Source organism: Pseudomonas eucalypticola (assembly GCF_013374995.1).
GTDB lineage: Bacteria > Pseudomonadota > Gammaproteobacteria > Pseudomonadales > Pseudomonadaceae > Aquipseudomonas > Aquipseudomonas eucalypticola.
Genome location: NZ_CP056030.1, coordinates 937,119 through 957,500, shown reverse-complemented (window position 1 = coordinate 957,500; position 20,382 = coordinate 937,119). Strand labels below are relative to the sequence as shown.

General features: G+C 62.7%; 21 protein-coding genes. 17 read left to right on the top strand and 4 right to left on the bottom strand.

The features are described from left to right. Positions 1–133 precede the first annotated feature (133 nt). The gene (locus tag HWQ56_RS04350) at positions 134–583 is read left to right on the top strand and encodes a relaxase family protein (protein WP_158158728.1); all 450 of its coding nucleotides are present in this window, start codon (positions 134–136) and stop codon (positions 581–583) included. A 54-nt stretch (positions 584–637) separates the two neighbouring features. On the opposite strand, the gene HWQ56_RS04345 is transcribed toward HWQ56_RS04350, so the two are convergent. Continuing rightward, complete coding sequence (locus HWQ56_RS04345) at positions 638–826, bottom strand: hypothetical protein (protein ID WP_158158727.1); 189 nt, start codon at positions 824–826, stop codon at positions 638–640. A 236-nt stretch (positions 827–1,062) separates the two neighbouring features. Between HWQ56_RS04345 and HWQ56_RS04340 the strand changes: the two genes are divergently transcribed. The 9 genes from HWQ56_RS04340 to HWQ56_RS04300 all read left to right on the top strand — a co-directional run bounded on the left by HWQ56_RS04340 (position 1,063) and on the right by HWQ56_RS04300 (position 9,877). Beyond that, the gene (locus tag HWQ56_RS04340; RefSeq protein WP_158158726.1) at positions 1,063–2,466 is read left to right on the top strand and encodes an MBOAT family O-acyltransferase; all 1,404 of its coding nucleotides are present in this window, start codon (positions 1,063–1,065) and stop codon (positions 2,464–2,466) included. Next, positions 2,453–3,499, top strand: a complete 1,047-nt coding sequence (locus HWQ56_RS04335) for an SGNH/GDSL hydrolase family protein (RefSeq protein WP_176569876.1) — start codon at positions 2,453–2,455, stop codon at positions 3,497–3,499. Before HWQ56_RS04340 ends, HWQ56_RS04335 begins: the two co-directional genes overlap by 14 nt. Beyond that, positions 3,500–4,714, top strand: coding sequence for an SGNH/GDSL hydrolase family protein (locus HWQ56_RS04330; RefSeq protein ID WP_158158724.1), 1,215 nt, complete (start codon positions 3,500–3,502; stop codon positions 4,712–4,714). Positions 4,715–4,950: 236 nt separating this feature from the next. Further along, positions 4,951–5,541: an amino acid synthesis family protein gene (locus tag HWQ56_RS04325; RefSeq protein ID WP_158158722.1), complete on the top strand. Its 591-nt coding sequence runs from the start codon at positions 4,951–4,953 to the stop codon at positions 5,539–5,541. 18 nt (positions 5,542–5,559) lie between these two features. Next, positions 5,560–6,393 carry an alpha/beta fold hydrolase gene (locus HWQ56_RS04320; RefSeq protein WP_158158720.1) on the top strand — a complete coding sequence of 278 codons (834 nt, stop codon included), beginning with the start codon at positions 5,560–5,562 and terminating at the stop codon, positions 6,391–6,393. Next, complete coding sequence (locus HWQ56_RS04315) at positions 6,390–7,871, top strand: aldehyde dehydrogenase (protein ID WP_176569875.1); 1,482 nt, start codon at positions 6,390–6,392, stop codon at positions 7,869–7,871. Before HWQ56_RS04320 ends, HWQ56_RS04315 begins: the two co-directional genes overlap by 4 nt. A gap of 13 nt (positions 7,872–7,884) precedes the next feature. Continuing rightward, the gene (locus HWQ56_RS04310; RefSeq protein ID WP_158158718.1) at positions 7,885–8,370 is read left to right on the top strand and encodes a flavin reductase family protein; all 486 of its coding nucleotides are present in this window, start codon (positions 7,885–7,887) and stop codon (positions 8,368–8,370) included. A 188-nt stretch (positions 8,371–8,558) separates the two neighbouring features. After that, a complete protein-coding gene (locus HWQ56_RS04305) occupies positions 8,559–9,311 on the top strand; it encodes a GntR family transcriptional regulator (protein WP_158158717.1) in 753 nt (250 codons plus the stop codon). 2 nt (positions 9,312–9,313) lie between these two features. After that, a complete protein-coding gene (locus HWQ56_RS04300) occupies positions 9,314–9,877 on the top strand; it encodes an NUDIX hydrolase (protein WP_176569874.1) in 564 nt (187 codons plus the stop codon). Here HWQ56_RS04300 and HWQ56_RS04295 read toward each other — a convergent pair whose 3' ends face one another. Then, complete coding sequence (locus HWQ56_RS04295; RefSeq protein WP_158158715.1) at positions 9,878–10,186, bottom strand: DUF1330 domain-containing protein; 309 nt, start codon at positions 10,184–10,186, stop codon at positions 9,878–9,880. Between the two features lie 83 nt (positions 10,187–10,269). On the opposite strand from HWQ56_RS04295, the gene ribBA reads away from it, so the two are divergent. The 5 genes from ribBA to HWQ56_RS04270 all read left to right on the top strand — a co-directional run bounded on the left by ribBA (position 10,270) and on the right by HWQ56_RS04270 (position 15,574). Beyond that, positions 10,270–11,379 carry a bifunctional 3,4-dihydroxy-2-butanone-4-phosphate synthase/GTP cyclohydrolase II gene (gene ribBA, locus HWQ56_RS04290; RefSeq protein WP_176569873.1) on the top strand — a complete coding sequence of 370 codons (1,110 nt, stop codon included), beginning with the start codon at positions 10,270–10,272 and terminating at the stop codon, positions 11,377–11,379. 252 nt (positions 11,380–11,631) lie between these two features. Next, positions 11,632–12,657 carry an ABC transporter substrate-binding protein gene (locus tag HWQ56_RS04285; protein ID WP_158158713.1) on the top strand — a complete coding sequence of 342 codons (1,026 nt, stop codon included), beginning with the start codon at positions 11,632–11,634 and terminating at the stop codon, positions 12,655–12,657. Beyond that, the gene (locus tag HWQ56_RS04280; protein ID WP_158158712.1) at positions 12,642–13,598 is read left to right on the top strand and encodes an ABC transporter permease; all 957 of its coding nucleotides are present in this window, start codon (positions 12,642–12,644) and stop codon (positions 13,596–13,598) included. Before HWQ56_RS04285 ends, HWQ56_RS04280 begins: the two co-directional genes overlap by 16 nt. Before the next feature lie 6 nt (positions 13,599–13,604). After that, positions 13,605–14,426, top strand: a complete 822-nt coding sequence (locus tag HWQ56_RS04275; RefSeq protein WP_158158711.1) for an ABC transporter permease — start codon at positions 13,605–13,607, stop codon at positions 14,424–14,426. After that, positions 14,423–15,574, top strand: coding sequence for an ABC transporter ATP-binding protein (locus HWQ56_RS04270; RefSeq protein WP_176569872.1), 1,152 nt, complete (start codon positions 14,423–14,425; stop codon positions 15,572–15,574). Before HWQ56_RS04275 ends, HWQ56_RS04270 begins: the two co-directional genes overlap by 4 nt. 96 nt (positions 15,575–15,670) lie before the next feature. Here the strand turns inward: HWQ56_RS04270 and HWQ56_RS04265 are convergent, their stop codons facing one another. Continuing rightward, the gene (locus tag HWQ56_RS04265) at positions 15,671–17,086 is read right to left on the bottom strand and encodes a purine-cytosine permease family protein (RefSeq protein WP_176569871.1); all 1,416 of its coding nucleotides are present in this window, start codon (positions 17,084–17,086) and stop codon (positions 15,671–15,673) included. A 184-nt stretch (positions 17,087–17,270) separates the two neighbouring features. Between HWQ56_RS04265 and HWQ56_RS04260 the strand changes: the two genes are divergently transcribed. After that, entirely contained in the window at positions 17,271–17,756 is a 486-nt protein-coding gene (locus HWQ56_RS04260) for a flavin reductase family protein (protein ID WP_158158708.1), read from the top strand. Positions 17,757–17,875: 119 nt separating this feature from the next. Then, a complete protein-coding gene (locus HWQ56_RS04255) occupies positions 17,876–18,913 on the top strand; it encodes an LLM class flavin-dependent oxidoreductase (protein WP_158158707.1) in 1,038 nt (345 codons plus the stop codon). A gap of 136 nt (positions 18,914–19,049) precedes the next feature. Here HWQ56_RS04255 and HWQ56_RS04250 read toward each other — a convergent pair whose 3' ends face one another. Continuing rightward, complete coding sequence (locus HWQ56_RS04250; protein ID WP_176569870.1) at positions 19,050–20,357, bottom strand: MFS transporter; 1,308 nt, start codon at positions 20,355–20,357, stop codon at positions 19,050–19,052. Positions 20,358–20,382: the final 25 nt, after the last annotated feature.

Sequence of the window (20,382 nt, the reverse complement as noted above, 5' to 3'; positions counted from 1 at the left end):
CTTAATAGATAAGAAACCCCACCGCAACCGCACCCTCCTCCCACTACCAGATTTTTACCGCCCGCCCCCGAACACCCCATACCAAGCGCATGTCTCACAAAGGTAGGCATCCACTCCTCCAGGAGCCACCACCATGAACACCCTCCGCACCCTGCCGCTCGCAGTCACCCTGCTCTCAGCCTTGTGCTCTCCACTCACCCACGCCGCCTGTACCGACCCCGTGGACCCTTCCGGCGTCCAACTCCAGGCGCAAACACAGAACGGCATCACCTACCTCTCCGGCGGTATCGGCATGGACGAGGCGTGCGCACTTCAGCGCATGCCCGGCTACAACCTGCGCATGACATTTTCCGAAGGAGTGGGTAACGAATACGTACCGGTGAGCGCCATCAGCATTCAGAACGCGCAGGCTCATGAAATACTGAATGTGAATGACGTCGGGCCCATGATGCTGGTCAAGTTGCCAGCGGGCCACTATGTCGTGGTCGCCCAGCATGAAGGACGCGAGGTGCGCAGTGCGGTTGACCTGACCACGGGCAAACCGTACACGCTCAACCTGCATTGGAAGGACGCCGGCCAATAGTTGGGCGGAGCGGCATGGCTGCCCGGCAGCCATGCCGCTACCCCAAGCTCACACTTACTCTTCCTCTTCCTCCTCCTCCATGTCATACCCAGCTTCATGCCGCAGGTAGCCACCCGCCTCACCCCGCGCCGTACCCCATGGTTGCTCGATGACCTCACCGCTGTCCCATTCCTGGAACAGGGTTTCCCTGACCACCGCGCTGTTCAATGCGCCTGCCTGTGTACGATTGGTTGTGCGACTCATAACCACCTCCTTTGGTTGAAAGGAAAAGACTAGTGCACGTTCCGGAGGATGGATCCTAAATCGAGGATGACTGTCGAATTGTCCGACAGACGTAAGCTGGCCCCGCGCAATCTTCACCCAAGGTCGGCTTGTTGGGCCATCTGGCACTCTGACATAATCCGCGCCCCTGATTTGCGGCGATGCGCCTGACAGCGCGCCCTTCCCTGCTGCCGCAGACAGCGTAACGGACTACGTTGATGAGCTACTTCTCGATCGAATTCGGCCTGTGCTTCATTCTGTTCTTCCTGCTGTACTGGTGCCTCAACTTCAGCCTGCGCGTGCAAAACGTACTGCTGCTGGCGGCCAGCTACGCAATTCTGGCCAGCTTCAACCTCACGTTCCTGTATGTGCTGCTTGGCTACAGCGCCGCGGTGTTCGCGCTCGGCCAGTTGAGTGCGCGCTACCCCGGGCGACGGTTCACCTACGGCGCCATCCTGGCCCTGGTGCTGGGGTGCTTCTACTTCTTCAAGTACCAGGACTTCTTTGCCACCGGCTTCCAGCAAGGCTTGCAGGCGCTGGGCGTTGATGGTTCGTTGCCTATCTGGGAAGTGCTCCTGCCCGTAGGGATGTCGTTCTATATATTCCACTCGGTCAGTTATCTGATGGCCATCAACCGCGGCACGCTCAAGCCCGCCGCGCCTCTGGACCTGGCCCTGTACCTGGCGTTTTTTCCCAGCCTGATCGCCGGCCCCGTGAACCGCGCCGAGCACTTGCTGCCGCAGATCAACCCCAGCACCCCACGTCAGGTCCTCGAGCCCCAACGTGCCCTGGGGCTGGTGGCCCTGGCCGTGGTGAAGCTGTTCCTGTTCAGCACCTGGCTGGCAAACCACTGGGTAGACCCGGTATTCGATACGCCCAGCGGCTTCTCGCCGGAACAGATTCTGCTGAGCATCTACGGCTACTCGCTGCAGATCTACTTCAACTTCAGCGGCTACACCAACCTGGTCACCGGCATCGCGTTGCTGCTGGGCTTTCGCCTGCCACGCAATTTCGACTACCCGTACCTGGCGCGCAACCTCAAGGAATTCTGGGACCGCTGGCACATCAGCCTGTCGACCTTCATCCGCGACTACATTTACATTCCCCTGGGCGGCAACCGCAAAGGTTACTGGCGCGGCAACCTGAACCTGTTCCTGGCCATGGTCATCTCCGGCCTGTGGCACGGCGCCAGTGTCAACTTCCTGATCTGGGGCGCTCTGCACGGCGTTGGTCTGATCGCCTACAAGCTTTACGCCCGGGCGTTTCCCAGCCCCCGTACGTGGCCCGGCGCTGACTTGCTGGCGCGCCTGCTTACCTTCCATTACGTGGCGTTCGCCTGGATCTTCTTTCGCAGCGCTACCCTGGAAGACACCCAGGACATGCTGGTGGGCCTCAGCCATCTGTCGTTCGACGGCCTGGCCCAAGGTCCATGGGTCGGCGTACTGGCGTGCCTGGCCCTGATCGCCGTTTACCCCTGGCTGGTCAGCAGCCTGCGCCAAGCATTCGCCGCCAGCCGGCGAATTCCCTGGCTGGTGTACCCGATACCCTTGGGCCTGTTCATTTCCTTGGTCATTTTCGCGTCGCCGTCCGGCGTGCCGGGGTTCATCTATGCCAGCTTCTGAAACCGTGGGCAGCCAATTCATCAAGGCCTTGCAGGTAACCCTGGGTCTGCTGGTAACCGCCTTGATCCTGGTGTGGCTGAACCAGACCTCCATTCGCCTGTACTGCCAGCAGAAGTACCACGCCGACTGCAGCGTGCCAGGGGTTGCTGACAACGCGCTCTGGAGCTTCGGCGCACGGTTGACCGACGCCATGGACGACGCGCGCAGTGCGTTCTTCGCTCGCCTGGAAGAAACGCCGGCCAGCGACCAAGCTGCCTCGGCGGTCGCCGGCAACGACCCGGAATTGCAAGCCCTCGTGCCAGCGACACCGGTGCAGGCGCCCGTGGCCGCGCCCGAGCCTCCTGCGCCGCTGAAGATCACGCCGCTGACCATCGCCAACCTCAACCCCAGCGACGAGGTGTTTTTCGTTGGCGACTCGTTGATGCAGGGTGTAGCACCGCATTTGGCCAACACCCTGCTCAAGCGCTACAAGATCAACAGCATCAACCTCAGCAAGCAGAGCACCGGGCTTGCCTACCCGGGCTTTTTCAACTGGCCGCTGACGGTAGAACAAACCCTGCTGGCCAACCACAACATCCGCCTGATCGTGGTGTTCCTCGGCCCCAACGACCCGTGGGACATGCCCGTGGCCAAGGGCAAGCCGTTCCTGCGCTTTCACAGCGCCGACTGGGAGGCCTCGTATCGCCAGCGGGTGGAACGCATTTTCGACCTGGCCCGGGCACACAATGTGCAGGTCATCTGGGTGGGCCCGCCGAACATGCGCAAGGACAAGCTGTCCACTGCCATGGCTTACCTGCGCGAACTGTATAAAAGCGAAGCCGAGCACTACGGCCAGTTGTACCTGTCGGCCAACGACGTGCTGGGCTATCACGACGAGACCAGCTTCTCGCCGTACCTGGAAAGTGCGGACGGCAAGAAGGTCAAGACGCGCGTGGACGACGGTATCCACTTCACCACCACCGGCCAGAAGCTGATCGCCGAACGGGTGATGTCCCTGATCAATATCCAGAACCACGACCTAACGGAGCGCTGAATGAAACGACTGCCTGGCCCCATGACGCTGCTGAGTGCCGTGCTGTTGAGCGGCTGCAGCCCGGTCTCGGCCGTCGCCACGCAAACTGCGCCAAGCCCCGCCAAAGTGGTGCGGGTAGCCAAGCCGCCCGCCGCCGAACCCAATCTGCGGCTGCTGCAGAACAAACTGAAGAACGCCCAGCGCTCGGCGGTAACCATTGTTCAGTTGGGTGACTCGCACACTGCCGCCGACCTGTTGACCGGTGAACTGCGCACCCGCTTCCAGCAGGACTATGGCAACGGCGGTATTGGCTTCATCGCTGCTACCCCGGTACCTGGCACGCGCTACGACCAGGTGCGCATCACCGCGGCTCGCAGCCAATGGAACCTGGTCTCGGCGCGCAACCAGCACAGCGATCAGTTCCCGCTGGGGGGTTACTTGTCGCTGCCACAGACTGCTGGCGCCCATGTACACCTGGACCCCACGCCGCCCACCGACATGCGCTACCAGGTTTCGGCCCTGTACCAGGCCGGCAGCAATAACCGCCTGCAAGCCCGCGATGATTACACCCAGACGGCCCGCCCCTTGCCGCTGACCAATGGCCAATGGCGCCTGAGCCCGGCCATCGGCAACCTGGCCCTGCCCCTGGACCTGACCTTCGCCAGCAGCCAGAACCTGGCTGTCGGCGGCTGGAATATCCTGGGGCAGAACAACAGTGGCGTGGTGTTCTCTACATTGGGCATCAACGGCGCCCAGTTCAGCGTGGTGGACAAATGGCAACCAGGGTGGCTGGACACCCTTAAGGCGCTAAAGCCTGACTTGCTGATTCTGGCCTACGGAACCAATGAAGCCTTCGACGACGACCTGGACGTGGGCCTGTACGAAAGCCAGCAAACCCAGCGCATTCAGCTACTGCGCCAGGCATTGCCCGGCACCGTGCTGTTGATCGTCGGCGCGCCGGACTCGATCAAGAACAAAGGCGCCGGCAGTTGCCAGGCCCGCCAGCCTCGCAGCCTGCACCCCGTGATCGACGTGCAGCAACGCGTCGCCCGGCAGAACCGTACCCTCTATTGGAGCTGGCAGGCATTCATGGGGGGTGACTGCGCCATCGTCAATTGGCAAGCCCAGGACCTGGCCCGCCCCGACCTGGTGCACTTCACCAAGGAAGGCTACATCAAGGTGGCGGATGCCCTGTATGACTACCTCAATGGCCTGATTGCTCCCGCCAAACGCTGAAGCCAAGCAGCGGCCGGCCCTGACGCCGCCAGGCGGCCGCTGCTGCACCCCGCCCATCTGCTCCTTATCGCCCACGCCCCTTCTACGCTATGATCCATGGAATGCCATCTTTTGGCATACCACATACCTTTTATCGCCTACCCGCCCCACCGTCGCGCACAAGGGGCTTGCATCGCAAATATTATGGTATACCATCAGACAACAACATCCATCCCATCTCTAGAATGGAGCAGGCCATGAGTTTCGAAATTCGCAAGATCGTGAGCTACACCGAGGAAACCCTGATCGAAGGCGGCAAGGCCACTGACAAGCCAGTGACCATGGTCGGCCTGGCGGTGGTGATCAAGAACCCTTGGGTTGGCCAGGGTTTCGTCGAGGACCTCAAGCCGGTGATCAAGGCCAACTGCTCTGCCCTGGGCGCACTGATGGTCGAACGCCTGACCGCCGCCATCGGTGGTGCCGACAAGATCGAAGCCTATGGCAAGGCTGCGGTAGTGGGTGCCGACGGCGAGATCGAGCATGCTTCGGCGGTTATCCACACCCTGCGCTTCGGCAACCACTATCGCGAAGCGGTGCAGGCCAAGAGCTACCTGAGCTTCACCAACAAGCGCGGCGGGCCAGGCACTTCTATCCAGATCCCGATGATGCACAAGGACGACGAGGGCCTGCGCTCGCACTACATCACCCTGGAAATGCAGATCGAGGACGCTCCGCGCGCCGACGAGATCGTGGTAGTACTCGGCGCCGCCAACGGTGGCCGCCTGCACCCGCGCATCGGCAACCGCTACATCGACCTTGAAGAACTGGCCGCAGAAAAAAACAACTAAGGCTTGCAGGAGCGTTCCATGATTCGGCCTACCGCTGAAACTACCCCGGCCGGCACCAGTTACCTGGCGACCGGCCAAGGCCACCCGGTGATCCTGATCCACGGCGTGGGCCTGAACAAAGAAATGTGGGGCGGCCAGATGGTTGGCCTGGCCCCGTATTACAGCGTCATCGCCTATGACATGCTCGGCCATGGCGCCAGCCCGCGCCCGGCACCCGGCACGTCACTGGGCGGGTATGCCGATCAGTTGCTGGAACTGCTCGACCACCTGCAGATACCCCAGGCCATCGTCATCGGTTTCTCGATGGGCGGCCTGGTGGCACGCGCCTTCGCCTTGCACCACCCTACTCGCCTCTGCGGGCTGGTGGTGCTCAACAGCGTGTTCAACCGCAGTGCGGAACAGCGGGCCGGCGTCATCGCCCGCACCGCCCAGGCCGCCGAGCATGGCCCCGACGCCAATGCCGAGGCCGCCCTGTCGCGCTGGTTCAGCCGCGAATACCAGGCTGCCAACCCGGCACAGATCGCGGCGATCCGCCAGACGCTGGCCAGCAATGACCCCCAGGGTTACCTGACCACCTATGAGCTGTTCGCCACCCAGGACATGTACCGTGCCGACGACCTGGGCCACATTCAGGTGCCGACGCTGATCGCCACCGGTGAACTGGACCCAGGCTCCACGCCGCTGATGGCACGGCAACTGGCCGAGCGCATTCCCGGCGCGCAAGTTGCAGTGCTCGATGAACAGCGGCATATGATGCCCGTGGAGTCGCCGCGCCTGGTCAACCAGGTGCTGCTGGACTTCCTCGCCCATGCGCTCACTACCCAGAATCACGCCAAGGGGATCGTTGCATGACTCTCGCCCGCTTCCAGATGTGCATCGACGGCCAATGGGTCGATGCCTTGTCCGGCAAGACCTTCGAAAGCCTCAACCCGGCCACGGCGCACGCCTGGGCCGTGCTGCCCGACGCCGACGAAGCCGATGTGGAACGCGCCGTGCAATCGGCGCAAAAAGCCTTTGAAAGCCCCGCCTGGCGCGGCCTCACCGCCACCGCGCGGGGCAAGCTGCTGCGCCGCCTGGGCGACCTGATCGCCGAGAACAAGGAGCAACTGGCGCAGCTGGAAAGCCGCGACAACGGCAAGCTGATCCGCGAGACCCGGGGCCAGGTGGGTTACCTGCCAGAGTTCTTCCACTACACCGCAGGCCTGGCCGACAAGCTTGAAGGCGGCACCCTGCCGCTGGACAAACCCGACCTGTTTGCCTACACCGTGCACGAGCCCATGGGCGTGGTGGCGGGGATCATCCCCTGGAACAGCCCACTGTACCTCACTGCCATCAAGCTGGCCCCAGCCCTGGCGGCGGGCAACACCATTGTCCTCAAACCCTCGGAACATGCGTCGGCGACGATTCTGGAGCTGGCCCGCCTGGCCCTGGAAGCCGGCATTCCGCCAGGCGTGGTCAACGTGGTCACCGGTTACGGCCCCAGCACCGGCGCGGCGCTGACCCGCCACCCACTGGTGCGCAAGGTCGCCTTCACCGGCGGCGCCGCCACGGCTCGCCACGTGGTGCGCAGCAGTGCCGAGAACTTCGCCAAGCTGTCGCTGGAACTGGGTGGCAAGTCGCCCAACATCATCTTCGCCGACGCCGACCTGGACAGCGCCATCAATGGCGCCGTGGCCGGCATTTACGCGGCTTCCGGACAGAGCTGCGTTTCCGGTTCGCGCCTGCTGGTGCAGGACGAGATCTACGACGAATTCGTCGCCCGCCTGGTGGAACGCGCCCAGCGCATCCGCATTGGCAACCCCCAGGATGAAACCAGCGAAATGGGCCCCATGGCCACCGCGCAGCAATTGGCCGTGGTCGAAGGCCTGGTCGCGGCGGCAGTGGCCGAGGGCGCGACCCTGCGCACCGGCGGCAAGCGTGCGCAGACCGGCAGCGACGGTTGGTACTACGAGCCGACCCTGTTCGAATGCGACAGCAACTCCATGAAGATCATGCAGGAAGAAGTGTTCGGCCCCGTGGCTTCGGTGATCCGCTTCAAGGACGAGGCCCAGGCGCTGGCCATCGCCAACGACTCGCAGTTCGGCCTGGCCGCCGGCATCTGGACCCGCGACCTGGGGCGCGCGCACCGTTTGGCGCGCGATGTGCGTTCGGGCATCATCTGGGTCAACACCTACCGCGCGGTCTCGGCCATGGCCCCGATCGGCGGTTTCAAGAACAGCGGCTACGGCCGCGAGAGCGGCATCGATTCGGTGCTGGCCTATACCGAACTCAAAACGGTATGGATCAACCTCTCGCAGGCGCCCATGCCCGACCCCTTTGTGATGCGTTAGGAGTGTTGCTGCCATGATCGAACCCGGCATCTATAAAGAAGTGATGGCGTCGTTCCCGTCCGGTGTCACGGTGGTCACCACCCTGGACCCGGACGGCGGCATCGTCGGCATCACCGCCAGCGCTTTCAGCGCCCTGTCCATCGACCCGGCACTGGTGCTGTTCTGCCCCAACTACGCCTCGGACACCTACCCGGTGCTGCGCGACAGCAAGCGCTTCGCGATCCACCTGCTGTCCGCCGACCAGAAAACCGAAGCCTATGCGTTCGCCGGCAAGGGCAAGGACAAGGCCCAGGGCATCGAATGGCACCTGAGCGAGCTGGGCAACCCGCTGCTGACCAAGGCTACGGCGATCATCGAGTGCGAGTTGTGGCGTGAATACGACGGCGGCGACCATGCCATCATCGTCGGCGCGGTGAAGAACCTGATATTGCCGGCCGAGCCGGTGACGCCCATGGTTTATCACAAGGGCAAGTTGGGGGCATTGCCGACTATTGTGTGAAACCTTTCCCGAGCTTCGCCCGGTCCCCTATCGGATAGGCAAACCCTTGTGGGCCTGGGCGAAGCTCGGGAAGAGGCCGGCCCATTCAATACAGCTGTTTGCATGATAAACTCGCCCATGATTTTCGGCCCTTGTCCGGCCCCCATCCCGGCCCTGAGGTACCTCCCCAACTCATCAGAGCGGACCCAATGAAACGCCTGCCACTCGACGACAGCTTCAAGGTCAATCGCAACCCGGTCACCCTGCGCGAAATCGTGCTGGATAAACTGCGCAGCGCCATCATGAATTTCCAGCTGCTGCCCGGCGACCGCCTGGTGGAGCGCGACCTGTGCGACCGCCTGGGTGTCAGCCGCACCTCGGTGCGCGAGGCCCTGCGCCATCTGGAATCCGAAGGCCTGGTGGAATTCGCCGACGCCAAGGGTCCCCGCGTGGCCATCATCACCCTTGAAGACGCCCGCGACATCTACGAGCTGCGCTGCGTGCTCGAAGGCCTGATCGTGCAACTGTTCACGCTCAACGCCAAGGCCAAGGACATCCGCGCCCTGGAAAAAGCCCTGGACGAGAACCGCAAGGCCCTGGCCGAAGGCGAGCTGACCCAGGTGCTGGAGTCGGTGCAAGGTTTCTACGACGTGCTGCTGGAAGGCTCGGGCAACCGCGTCGCCGCCGCGCAACTGCGCCAGTTGCAGGCACGCATCAGCTACCTGCGCGCCACCTCGGTGTCCCAGGAAAACCGCCGCGGCTCCAGCAATCAGGAAATGGAGCGGATCGTGGCCGCCATCAAGAGCGGTGACCCGCAGGCCGCCCACCAGGCGTCCGTGGACCACGTGCGCGCCGCCGCCAAGGTGGCACTGGAATACCTGCGCCTGAAGCAGAACGACAGCAGCAAATTGCGTGAGATCGCCACGCCCATCGTCCAGAAAGAACCCCGCATAGTGAGTTGACCATGCCCAGCCCGCGCTTCTGCCCCCAATGCGGTTCCGCCTACCTGGTTCACCAGGTGCCCGACGGCGATACCCATGAGCGGCTGATGTGCACGGGCTGCGGCTACATTCACTACATCAACCCGAAGATCATCGCCGGCTGCATCATCGAGCAGGACGGCAAATACCTGCTGTGCCAGCGCGCCATCCCCCCGCGCCCGGGCACCTGGACCTTGCCGGCCGGCTTCATGGAGGCCGGCGAGACCACCGAGCAGGCCGCCGTGCGCGAAGTCTGGGAAGAGACTGGCGTGCGCGCCGAGATCATCTCGCCCTACTCGATCTTCAGCGTGCCGCGCATAAGCGAGGTGTACATCGTCTTCCGCGCCCTGGCCGTGGAAATCACCGGTGCCTTCGGCCCGGAAACCCTCGACTACCGCTTCTTCGCCCCCGAAGACATTCCCTGGGGCGCCATCTACTACCCGGCCATACGGCAAATACTCGAGCGCTATATCGAGGAGCGCCGGGCCGGGGTATACGGTATCTACATGGGCAATGACGACAGCGGCAAAATCCACTTCATGCGCTGATCACACCCCGTCCTCACCCAGTGGGGCACCCTCAACTATGATGATTTCTGCCGTAGCCACGCCTTCGCGCTGAGCCTTGGCCTGCTGATACTCGGGCGAGTTGTAGCAATCGATGGCGTGCTGGTACGAGGGAAACTCGATCACCACGCTGCGTTGCGGTGTCTCGCGTCCTTCCATGGCTATGCTGCGCCCACCCCGGGCTAGAAACTTGGCGCCATACAGCGCGAACGCGGTGGGCGCGCGCTGGGTGTACTCCGTGTATTGCTCGGGGTCCGTGACATCGACCTGGGCGATCCAATAAGCCTTCATTACTACCTCGACGGTTCGGTTCAAGTTGTATTATGGTATACCAGAACTGTAATAACGCCTGCCAGCACTAAGTGAGACAACACATGGCCTTCAATAGCACCGAAGAAATCATCGAAGACTTCCGCCAGGGCAAGATGGTATTGCTGGTCGACGATGAGGATAGAGAAAACGAAGGCGACCTGCTGCTGGCAGCCGACCGCTGCACCGCCACCGACATCAGTTTCATGGCCCGCGAGGCCCGTGGCCTGATCTGCCTGACGCTGACCGACGAACACTGCCAACGCCTCGGGCTAGAGCAGATGGTGCCCGCCAATGGCAGCGTGTTCGCGACTGCCTTCACCGTGTCCATCGAGGCTGCCACCGGGGTGACGACCGGTATCTCCGCCGCGGACCGTGCTCGCACCGTGCAGGCCGCGGTTGCCCCTGGCGCCACTGCGCACGATATCGTCCAGCCTGGGCATATTTTCCCCTTGCGGGCGCGCGAAGGCGGTGTGCTGACCCGCGCCGGGCACACGGAAGCCGGATGCGACCTGGCGCGCCTGGCCGGCTTCACCCCGGCGGCCGTCATTGTCGAGGTCATGAACGACGACGGCACCATGGCTCGGCACCCGGACCTGGAAGTATTTGCCCGTAAGCACGGCATCAAGATCGGGACCATCGCCGATCTCATCCACTACCGCCTGAGTACCGAGCACACCGTGGTGCGCAATGGCGAGCGCGAGCTGCCCACGGTGCACGGCACCTTCCGCCTGATCACCTACGAAGACCGCATCGAAGGCGGCGTGCACATGGCCATGGTGATGGGCGACATCCGTCGAGACGACCCGACCCTGGTGCGTGTGCACGTGATCGACCCGTTGCGTGACCTGGTGGGCGCCGAATACAGCGGGCCCAGCAACTGGACCCTGTGGGCCGCGCTGCAACGGGTGGCCGAGGAAGGCCGCGGCGTGGTGGTGGTGCTGGCCAACCATGAATCTTCCCAGGCATTGCTGGAACGGGTGCCGCAGTTGACCCAGCCGCCGCGCCAGTACAGCCGCTCGCAGTCGCGCATCTATTCGGAGGTGGGCACCGGGGCGCAGATATTGCAGGACATCGGCGTGGGCAAGCTGCGCCATCTCGGCCCGCCGCTCAAGTACGCAGGCCTGACCGGCTACGACCTGGAGGTCGTGGAGAGCATCCCCTTCCAAGCCTGATACAGCTTTCCTCTGCAGGGCTGAATCACTCCCCCTGCAGATAGCCGGTACAGGGAAACTCTTGTACAAATCTTGGAATACCATAATATGATATTCCAGTAGACCGAATGAATGTGTCAGGTGCGCCCGCCAGGGACAGCACAAACAACAAGCCCTGACGCGGTCGACCATTACCAGGTCCCCTGGACCCACTGCTCCCGAAAGGCGGGCGATGTAAAGCCCGCTCAAAACACAACAAATGAGGGCGTACAAATGGTGTTCAACAAAGGTGCTACCGCGGTCCTTGCCGCCAGCATTCTGGCCGTATCCACGAGCGTTGCATTTGCCGCCGATAGCATGAGCTTCGTGAGCTGGGGCGGCACGACCCAGGACGCGCAGAAGGCCGCATGGGCCGAGCCGTTCAGCAAGGCCAGCGACATCAAGGTGGTGCAGGACGGCCCCACCGACTACGGCAAGCTCAAGGCCATGGTCGACAGCGGCAACGTGCAGTGGGACGTGGTCGACGTGGAAGCCGACTTCGCCCTGCGCGCCGCCGCCGAGGGCCTGCTGGAACCGCTGGACTTCAAGGTCATCGACCGCGACAAGATCGACCCGCGCTTCGTCGGCGACCACGGTGTCGGCTCGTTCTACTTCTCGTTCGTGCTGGGTTACAACGAAGGTAAGCTGGGCGCGGGAAAACCGCAGGACTGGAGCGCCCTGTTCGACACCAAGACCTACCCCGGCAAGCGCGCCCTCTACAAATGGCCCAGCCCGGGTGTGCTGGAACTGGCCCTGCTGGCAGACGGCGTCGCCGCCGACAAGCTCTACCCGCTGGACCTGGACCGCGCCTTCAAGAAACTCGACACCATCAAGAAAGACATCGTGTGGTGGGGCGGCGGCGCTCAATCGCAGCAACTGCTGGCGTCGGGTGAAGCCAGCATCGGCCAGTTCTGGAATGGCCGCATCTACGCCCTGCAACAAGACGGCGCACCCGTGGGCGTGAGCTGGAAGCAGAACCTGGTCATGGCCGACTTCCTGGTAATCCCCAAGGGCTCGAAAAACAAGGATGCGGCGATGAAGTTCCTGGCCAACTCCAGCTCGGCCAAAGGCCAGGCGGACTTCGCCAACCTCACCGCCTATGCCCCGGTGAACAAGGACAGCGTGAGCCTGCTCAAGCCTGAGCTCGCGCCGAACCTGCCCACTGCCTACGCTAAGGATCAGATCACCCTCGACTTCGCCTACTGGGCCAAAAACGGCCCGGCTATCGCGACACGGTGGAACGAATGGCTGGTCAAATGAAGATGTCGGCGGTCACACACCGCCAGGGCACCGGCAGCGCTCCCAGCGCTGCCAGCGCCACCCACGCCAACGCCAAGGCGGCCGTCATGAACAACACGCCTACCCTGGCCCAGCGCTGGCGCGGCAGCCGCAACTTGCTGCCGGCGCTGCTGTTCCTGGGCCTGTTCTTCTTCGCCCCGCTGATCGGCCTGCTGCTGCGCGGCGTGCTGGAGCCGGTGCCAGGCCTGGGCAATTACCAGGAGCTGTTCGCCAATTCGGCTTACGCCCGGGTGCTGTTCAACACCTTCTCGGTGGCGGGCCTGGTGACCCTGTTCAGCGTGCTCCTGGGCTTCCCCCTGGCCTGGGTCATTACCCTGGTGCCGCGCGGTTGGGGCCGCTGGCTGCTGAACATCGTACTGCTGTCCATGTGGACCAGCCTGCTGGCGCGTACCTATTCATGGTTGGTGCTGTTGCAGGCCAGTGGCGTGATCAACAAGGCGCTGATGGCCATGGGCATCATCGATCAGCCGCTGGAAATGGTGCATAACCTCACCGGCGTGGTGATCGGCATGAGCTACATCATGATCCCGTTCATCGTGCTGCCGTTGCAGGCAACCATGCAGGCCATCGACCCGATGGTGCTGCAGGCCGGCTCCATCTGTGGCGCCAGCCCGTGGACCAACTTCTTCCGGGTGTTCCTGCCGCTGTGTCGGCCGGGGCTGTTTTCCGGTGCGCTGATGGTCTTCGTGATGTCGTTGGGTTACTACGTGACGCCGGCGCTGCTGGGCGGTGCGCAGAACATGATGCTCCCCGAGTTCATCATCCAGCAGGTGCAGTCGTTCCTCAACTGGGGCCTGGCCAGCGCGGCGGCCGCATTGCTGATCGTCATCACCCTGGTGTTGTTCTACTTCTACCTGAAGCTGCAACCGGAAAGCCCGGTCGGCTCCAGCAACGCGAGGTAAGCCGACATGCTGCTGACCCCCAATGCCATGAGCGCACGCATGCGTTTCGGGCTCTACACCACCACGGGCCTGATCGCGCTGTTCCTGTTGCTGCCGATCGTGTTCATCGTGCTGCTGTCGTTCGGTTCGTCCCAGTGGCTGGTGTTCCCGCCACCGGGCTGGACCACCAAATGGTACGTGCAGTTCTTCTCCAACGCCGACTGGATGGACGCTGCCCTGTCGAGCCTCAAGGTAGCGATTCTGACCACGATCTTCTCGGTGGCCCTGGGCCTGCCCACGGCGTTCGCCCTGGTGCGCGGGCGCTTCCCCGGCCGCGAGATGCTCTATGGGCTGTTCACCCTGCCCATGATCGTGCCGCTGGTGATCATCGCCGTGGCGGTGTACGCGCTGTTCCTGAAGCTGGGCTACACCGGCACGCTGTTCGCCTTCGTGGTCAGCCACGTGATCGTCGCGCTGCCGTTCACCATCATTTCCATCATCAACTCGCTGAAGCTGTTCGACCAGTCCATCGAAGACGCTGCGGTGATCTGCGGTGCGTCGCGGCTGCAGGCCGTGTTCAAGGTGACCTTCCCCGGCATCCGCCCGGGCATGGTGGCCGGCGCCCTCTTCGCTTTCCTGGTCTCGTGGGACGAAGTGGTGCTGAGCGTGATGATGGCCAGCCCTACCCTGCAAACCTTGCCCGTGAAAATGTGGACCACCCTGCGCCAGGACCTGACCCCGGTGATCGCCGTCGCTTCGACGTTGCTGATTGCCCTGTCGGTGCTGGTGATGGTCATCGCCGCCGCCCTGCGTCGGCGCAATGAAATGCGTCTGGGAGTTGCCAAATGAGTGCCGTGATCAACGAAACCGCGCAGCCAGGCAAGACCCTGGTCAGCCTGCGCAACCTGAACAAGCATTACGGCGACTTCGCCGCTGTGGATAACATTTCCCTGGACATCAAGGACGGCGAGTTTCTGACCTTCCTGGGCTCCAGCGGCTCGGGCAAAAGCACCACCCTGTCGATGCTCGCGGGCTTCGAGACGCCCAGCAGTGGCGAGATCCTGGTACAAGGCCAGTCGCTGGTGAACGTGCCGCCGCACAAGCGCGACATCGGCATGGTGTTCCAGCGCTATTCATTGTTCCCGCACCTGTCGGTGCGCGACAACATCGGCTTCCCGCTGAGCATCCGCAAACACTCGGCCGACGAAGTGAAGAAACGCGTGGATGCCATGCTCAAGCTGGTGCAACTTGAAGCCTTTGCCCACCGTCGCCCTTCGCAGATGTCCGGCGGCCAGCAACAGCGCGTGGCCATCGCCCGGGCGCTGGTGTATGAGCCGCGCATTCTGCTGATGGATGAGCCTTTAGGCGCGCTGGACAAGAAACTGCGCGAAGACCTGCAGGACGAACTGCGCCAGTTGCATCGGCGCCTGGGCATCACCATCGTCTATGTCACCCATGACCAGGAAGAAGCCATGCGCTTGTCCCAGCGTATCGCCATCTTCAGCCACGGCAAGATCGTCGGCTTGGGCACCGGCTACGACCTTTACCAGAACCCGCCAAATGCCTTCGTGGCGTCGTTCCTGGGTAACTCCAACTTCCTCAAGCTCAAGGCCCAGGGCAACGCCACGGCGCACTTCGGCAACCAGCCATTGGCCATCCGGCTCACCGCCGGGCTGCACACGGACCAGGACATTCTGCTGATGATCCGCCCGGAAAAGGCCCAGGCATTGAGCGTGGACCAGGCGGCTGCGTCGCCCCTGCAACCAGGGTGGAATGAAGTGGCAGCCAAGGTAACCGAAGTGCTGTTCCTGGGCGAGAGCCAAACGTGCAGCGTGGTCACCACCGGCGGTACGCCGATGACCGTCAAGGCGCTCAGCGCCGCCGGCATGCCGCTCCAGGCGGGTGATGCCGTGCGGGTACGGTGGGCGGCGGCGGATGCCTGTGTTTATACCGAGTGGGCGGAGAGTGATTTGAGCAAGGGCGCTGGGGTGCATTGATACCCTTGCTGCATGCTGTTGTCGTTCCAGTCCCCTTGAGATCGAGCGCCGCCCGTGCGGTGCTCGATCTCAGTCCTCACAGATGCCACGCTAAAATCAGGTATTGCGCGTAACGGCCGCACGCCCCCTCACGCCAGCGCATACCGGGGCGTTTCGCGTCGCCAGGCACCAGTACAGCGGGCATGTCACCGCCAGGCCCATCAGCCACGACAAGTCCACGCCATCGATCAGGTTGGCCCATGGCCCCACGTACAGCGACGTGTTGGCAAACGGCAGTTGCACAAGAATGCCGATGAAATAGGCCACGATCGCATGGGGGTTGAAGCGCCCGTAGATGCCGCCATCCGCCGCGAAAATCGAGGCAATGTCATAGCTGCCACGCTTGATCAGGTAGAAGTCGATCAGGTTGATCGACGCCCACGGCACCAGCACCAGCAACAACGCCAGAATCAGGCCGATGAAGTGCGAGATGAAGTTCGATGACGCACCCAGGGCCATGAAGCAGCAGCCGGTCAACACGATGGCCGACAACACCACGCGCACCTTGATGCTCGGCGTCCAACTACCGGCAAACGTCTGGATCGAGGTGACGATGGAAAGCGTGGCGCCGTACAGGTTCAGGGCGTTGTGGCTGATGATGTTGAGCAGGAACAGCACCATCAGCACCGGCCCCAGGCCACCGGTCGCCTGCTTCACCGCCGCCATGGCCTCAGTGCCTTCCGGCGTGGCCAGTACCGCCACGGCGCCGAAGCTGAATGACAGGATGGTGCCCAAGCAAGCCCCTGCGTAGGTAGCCAGGAACGGCCGGGCAATACCAATATCTACCGGCAGGTAACGCGAATAATCCGACACGTAAGGCGAAAAGCTGATCTGCCAGATGATCCCCAGCGACACCGTGGCCAGAAACCCCGAGAGGTTGAAGGCGCCACGGCTGAAGAAGTCCAGCGGCAGGTCGTGGCTGAAGATCATGAAGAAGCCTGCCAGCAGCGCGCTCCCCATCACCCAGGTGCCGATGCGATTGAGGGTGTGGATAAACCGATAACCAATCACTCCGATGGCGGTGGCGCTCAGGGCGCCGATGATGATGCCCGCGGGCAGCGGCACGGCGTTGACCATGCCGTGAATCGATTCACCTGCCAGGACGATATTGGAGATGAAGAAGCCCACGTAGATAATCGCCGCGAAGAACACGATCAGCAGGGCACCATAGCGGCCGAACTGGCCCCGGCTCTGCACCATTTGCGGGATGCCCATGCGCGGCCCCTGGGCCGAGGCCAGGGCAATGACCACCCCGCCGATCAGGTGGCCCAGGACGATGGCCACCAGCCCCCACAGCAGATTGAGGTGAAACACCTGGACCACCATGGCCCCGGTGACGATAGGCAGTGGCGCAATGTTGGTACTGAACCACAGGGTAAAGAGATCGCGCGCCTTCCCATGGCGCTCAGCTAACGGTACGTAATCCACCGTATGGTTTTCGATCAGCTGCGTTTGTTCGGTCTTTTCGGACATGGGTGCACTCGATTCTCTGTTCTTGTCTTTGTATGGAAATGCAATTCGGGGGCCGTTCATCGACGCCCTCTCGAACGAACACCATATTATGGTATTCCAAACTTTTCACAAGCCAAAACTCGGTATACCATCAGACAAACAAAGCCGCATAAAACCAATTCAGCTGCTCACCGAGGAACACGCAATGATCGACGCCACCGTCTACAAGAACGTCATGGGCTCCTTCCCCTCGGGCGTGACCGTGATCACCACGCTGGACGACGACGGCCAGGTCGTGGGCCTCACCGCCAGCGCCTTCAGTTCGCTGTCCATCGACCCTGCCCTGGTGCTGTTCTGCCCCAACTACAGCTCGGACTCCTACCCTGTGCTGATCAAGAACAAGCGCTTCGCCATCCACCTGCTGTCTGGCCAGCAACAGGCCGAAGCCTATGCCTTCGCGCGCAAGGGCAAGGACAAGGCCGCCGGTATCGAGTGGACCCTCAGCGAGTTGGGCAACCCGCTGCTAGCCAACGCCGTGGCGATCATCGAATGCGAGTTGTGGCGCGAGTATGAAGGTGGCGACCACGCGATCATGGTCGGTGCGGTGAAGAACCTGATCGTGCCGCAGCAAGGCAACAGCCCCCTGGTGTACTGCCGCGGCAAGATGGGCGCACTGCCGGCCCTGGCATAAATCCATTGCAGATTATTGGTATTATGGTATACCAATAATCACGACCGCAGCGCCTAGCGCTCCTACCGCATCAGGCCCGCTTTCGGCGGGCCAAAAACAAAAGATCCGAGGTACGCGTCATGAAGTTTTCCCTGTTCGTGCATATGGAACGCTGGGATGAGCAAGTCAGCCACCGGCAACTGTTCGAGGACCTGACCGAGCTCACCCTGATGGCTGAAAAAGGCGGCTTCAGCACCGTCTGGATCGGCGAACACCACGCCATGGAATACACCATTTCGCCGAGCCCGATGCCGTTGCTGGCGTACCTGGCCGGTAAGACCACCACCATCCACCTGGGTGCCGGCACCATCATCGCGCCGTTCTGGCACCCACTGCGGGTAGCGGGTGAATGTGCCCTGCTGGATGTGATCAGCAATGGCCGCATGGAAGTGGGCCTGGCCCGTGGTGCCTACCAGGTCGAATTCGACCGCATGGCCGGCGGCATGCCGGCCAGCAGCGGCGGCAACGCCTTGCGTGAAATGGTGCCGGTGGTGCGCAAGCTGTGGGAAGGCGACTACGCCCACGACGGCGAGATCTGGAAATTCCCCACCTCCACCAGCGTACCGAAACCGGTGCGTACCCCGCCCATCTGGATCGCCGCCCGCGACCCTGACTCGCACAACTTCGCCGTCGCCAATGGCTGCAACGTGATGGTCACGCCGTTGATGAAGGGCGACGAGGAAGTGGTGGACCTGAAGAACAAGTTCGAAGCGGCGCTGGCCAACAACCCCAGCATCCCGCGCCCGCAACTGATGGTGCTGCGCCACACCCACGTGCACGCCAAGGACGACCCGGACGGCTGGCAAGTGGGCGCCAAGGCCATCTCGCGCTTCTACCGCACGTTCGATGCCTGGTTCGGTAACAAGACCGTGCCGGTGAACGGTTTCCTCGACCCAAGCCCGGAAGAGAAATTCGCCGAGCGGCCGGAGTTCCAGCTGGAAAACATCCGCAAGAACACCATGATCGGCACCCCCGAAGAGATCGTGGCGCGGATCAAGCATTACCAGGAATTGGGGGTGGACGAGTTCAGCTTCTGGTGTGACAACAGCCTGCCCCACGAGGAGAAGAAGAAGTCCCTGGCGCTGTTCATCGAACAGGTGGTTCCGGCGTTTCGCTGACCGCGGCCGGGATGCCGCGTATTGCTTGATGCGCCGCGTCAAGCAGACGCGGCCAGGTCCGCTGGTACGCGGTTGTGGCCAGCCCAGGAGGAGCCGCCCTCAGCGGCCGGCTCCTCGTTACCCTTCATGCCCTACCTCAAGAACCCGCGACAATGCCGGTACCCACAGGGGTGCCTGCATCCTCTACCGGCTTGATCCGCACCACTTCCCGCGCCACCGTCCAGACAATGATCGCCGCGACGATGTCGAAAATAGCCAGTACCACGAAGAGCGGGCTGTAACCCACCTGCGTCACCAGCACACCAAACACGGCGGTAAACGCTGCGGCGCCGAGGAAGCCGAACATGCCGCCTGCGCCGGTAGCCGTGGCCACTTCATTCTTGCCGAAGGAGTCCGAGGTGATGGCGTACAGCGCACCTGACAACGTCTGGTGAGCGAAGCCGCCCACGCACAGCAGGGCGATGGCCATGTACGGGCTGTCAACCAGGCCGATGCAGGCCGGGCCGATCATGCAGGAACAACCGAACAGCATGACCATTTTACGCGACGTGAACAGCGACACCTTGCAGTAGCGATGGAACAGCGGGCTCAGGTAGCCGCCCAGCACGCAGCCTAGGTCAGCGGCCAGGAACGGCAGCCAGGCGAACATCGCGATCTCCTTGATGTTCATGTGCCGTTCGGTCATCAGGTACAGCGGGATCCAGGCGTTGAAGGTCTGCCAGGCCGGCTCCGAGAGGATGCGCGCCGAGGCGATGGCGTAGAAGTTGCGGCTGGCGACGATCTTTTTCCAGCTGCCGCGTTGTTTGGGCTCTTCCTTGAAGTGCGCTTCCTGGCCGCTGAGGATGTACTCGCGCTCTTCTTCGCTCAGGCGCTTCTGGTCACGCGGGTGCTTGTAGAGAAACAGCCAGCCCACGCTCCAGACGATGCCGGCGGCGCCGACGATCAGGAATGCCAACTGCCAGCCACTGTGCAGGATGGCCCAGACCACCAGCGGTGGTGCCAGCAACGCGCCGACTGACGAGCCGATGTTGAACCAGCCAATGGCGACCGAACGCTCCTTGGCCGGAAACCACTCGGTGGTGGCCTTGACGCCTGCCGGCAGGCCAGCGGCCTCGGTCAGGCCCAGCAGGCCACGCAGGAACGCCAGGCTCTGCCAGCCGGTGGCCGCCGCTGCGCCCGCACACGCGAGTGACCAGGCGATGGCGAAGATCGCGAAGCCCATCTTGGTGCCGATGGCATCCAGGATGTAACCGGCAATCGGCTGCATCAGCGCGTAGCAAATCTGCCAGGCGACGACGATGTGGGAGTACTGCTCAGTGGAGATGGTCAGTTCGCTCATCATCGTGGGCGCTGCGACCGACAGGGTGTTACGGGCCAGGTAGTTGACGATCAGGCCGCCCATGACCAGGGCCACCATCCACCAACGGATGCCTTTAATCTTCATCACTTCACCTTGATTGTATTTTTGT

Coding starts and splice junctions, on each gene's coding strand:
- HWQ56_RS04350 (WP_158158728.1), top strand. CDS start 134: ATGAACACCCTCCGCACCCTGCCGCTCGCAGTCACCCTGCTCTCAGCC.
- HWQ56_RS04345 (WP_158158727.1), bottom strand. CDS start 826: ATGAGTCGCACAACCAATCGTACACAGGCAGGCGCATTGAACAGCGCG.
- HWQ56_RS04340 (WP_158158726.1), top strand. CDS start 1,063: ATGAGCTACTTCTCGATCGAATTCGGCCTGTGCTTCATTCTGTTCTTC.
- HWQ56_RS04335 (WP_176569876.1), top strand. CDS start 2,453: ATGCCAGCTTCTGAAACCGTGGGCAGCCAATTCATCAAGGCCTTGCAG.
- HWQ56_RS04330 (WP_158158724.1), top strand. CDS start 3,500: ATGAAACGACTGCCTGGCCCCATGACGCTGCTGAGTGCCGTGCTGTTG.
- HWQ56_RS04325 (WP_158158722.1), top strand. CDS start 4,951: ATGAGTTTCGAAATTCGCAAGATCGTGAGCTACACCGAGGAAACCCTG.
- HWQ56_RS04320 (WP_158158720.1), top strand. CDS start 5,560: ATGATTCGGCCTACCGCTGAAACTACCCCGGCCGGCACCAGTTACCTG.
- HWQ56_RS04315 (WP_176569875.1), top strand. CDS start 6,390: ATGACTCTCGCCCGCTTCCAGATGTGCATCGACGGCCAATGGGTCGAT.
- HWQ56_RS04310 (WP_158158718.1), top strand. CDS start 7,885: ATGATCGAACCCGGCATCTATAAAGAAGTGATGGCGTCGTTCCCGTCC.
- HWQ56_RS04305 (WP_158158717.1), top strand. CDS start 8,559: ATGAAACGCCTGCCACTCGACGACAGCTTCAAGGTCAATCGCAACCCG.
- HWQ56_RS04300 (WP_176569874.1), top strand. CDS start 9,314: ATGCCCAGCCCGCGCTTCTGCCCCCAATGCGGTTCCGCCTACCTGGTT.
- HWQ56_RS04295 (WP_158158715.1), bottom strand. CDS start 10,186: ATGAAGGCTTATTGGATCGCCCAGGTCGATGTCACGGACCCCGAGCAA.
- ribBA (WP_176569873.1), top strand. CDS start 10,270: ATGGCCTTCAATAGCACCGAAGAAATCATCGAAGACTTCCGCCAGGGC.
- HWQ56_RS04285 (WP_158158713.1), top strand. CDS start 11,632: ATGGTGTTCAACAAAGGTGCTACCGCGGTCCTTGCCGCCAGCATTCTG.
- HWQ56_RS04280 (WP_158158712.1), top strand. CDS start 12,642: ATGGCTGGTCAAATGAAGATGTCGGCGGTCACACACCGCCAGGGCACC.
- HWQ56_RS04275 (WP_158158711.1), top strand. CDS start 13,605: ATGCTGCTGACCCCCAATGCCATGAGCGCACGCATGCGTTTCGGGCTC.
- HWQ56_RS04270 (WP_176569872.1), top strand. CDS start 14,423: ATGAGTGCCGTGATCAACGAAACCGCGCAGCCAGGCAAGACCCTGGTC.
- HWQ56_RS04265 (WP_176569871.1), bottom strand. CDS start 17,086: ATGTCCGAAAAGACCGAACAAACGCAGCTGATCGAAAACCATACGGTG.
- HWQ56_RS04260 (WP_158158708.1), top strand. CDS start 17,271: ATGATCGACGCCACCGTCTACAAGAACGTCATGGGCTCCTTCCCCTCG.
- HWQ56_RS04255 (WP_158158707.1), top strand. CDS start 17,876: ATGAAGTTTTCCCTGTTCGTGCATATGGAACGCTGGGATGAGCAAGTC.
- HWQ56_RS04250 (WP_176569870.1), bottom strand. CDS start 20,357: ATGAAGATTAAAGGCATCCGTTGGTGGATGGTGGCCCTGGTCATGGGC.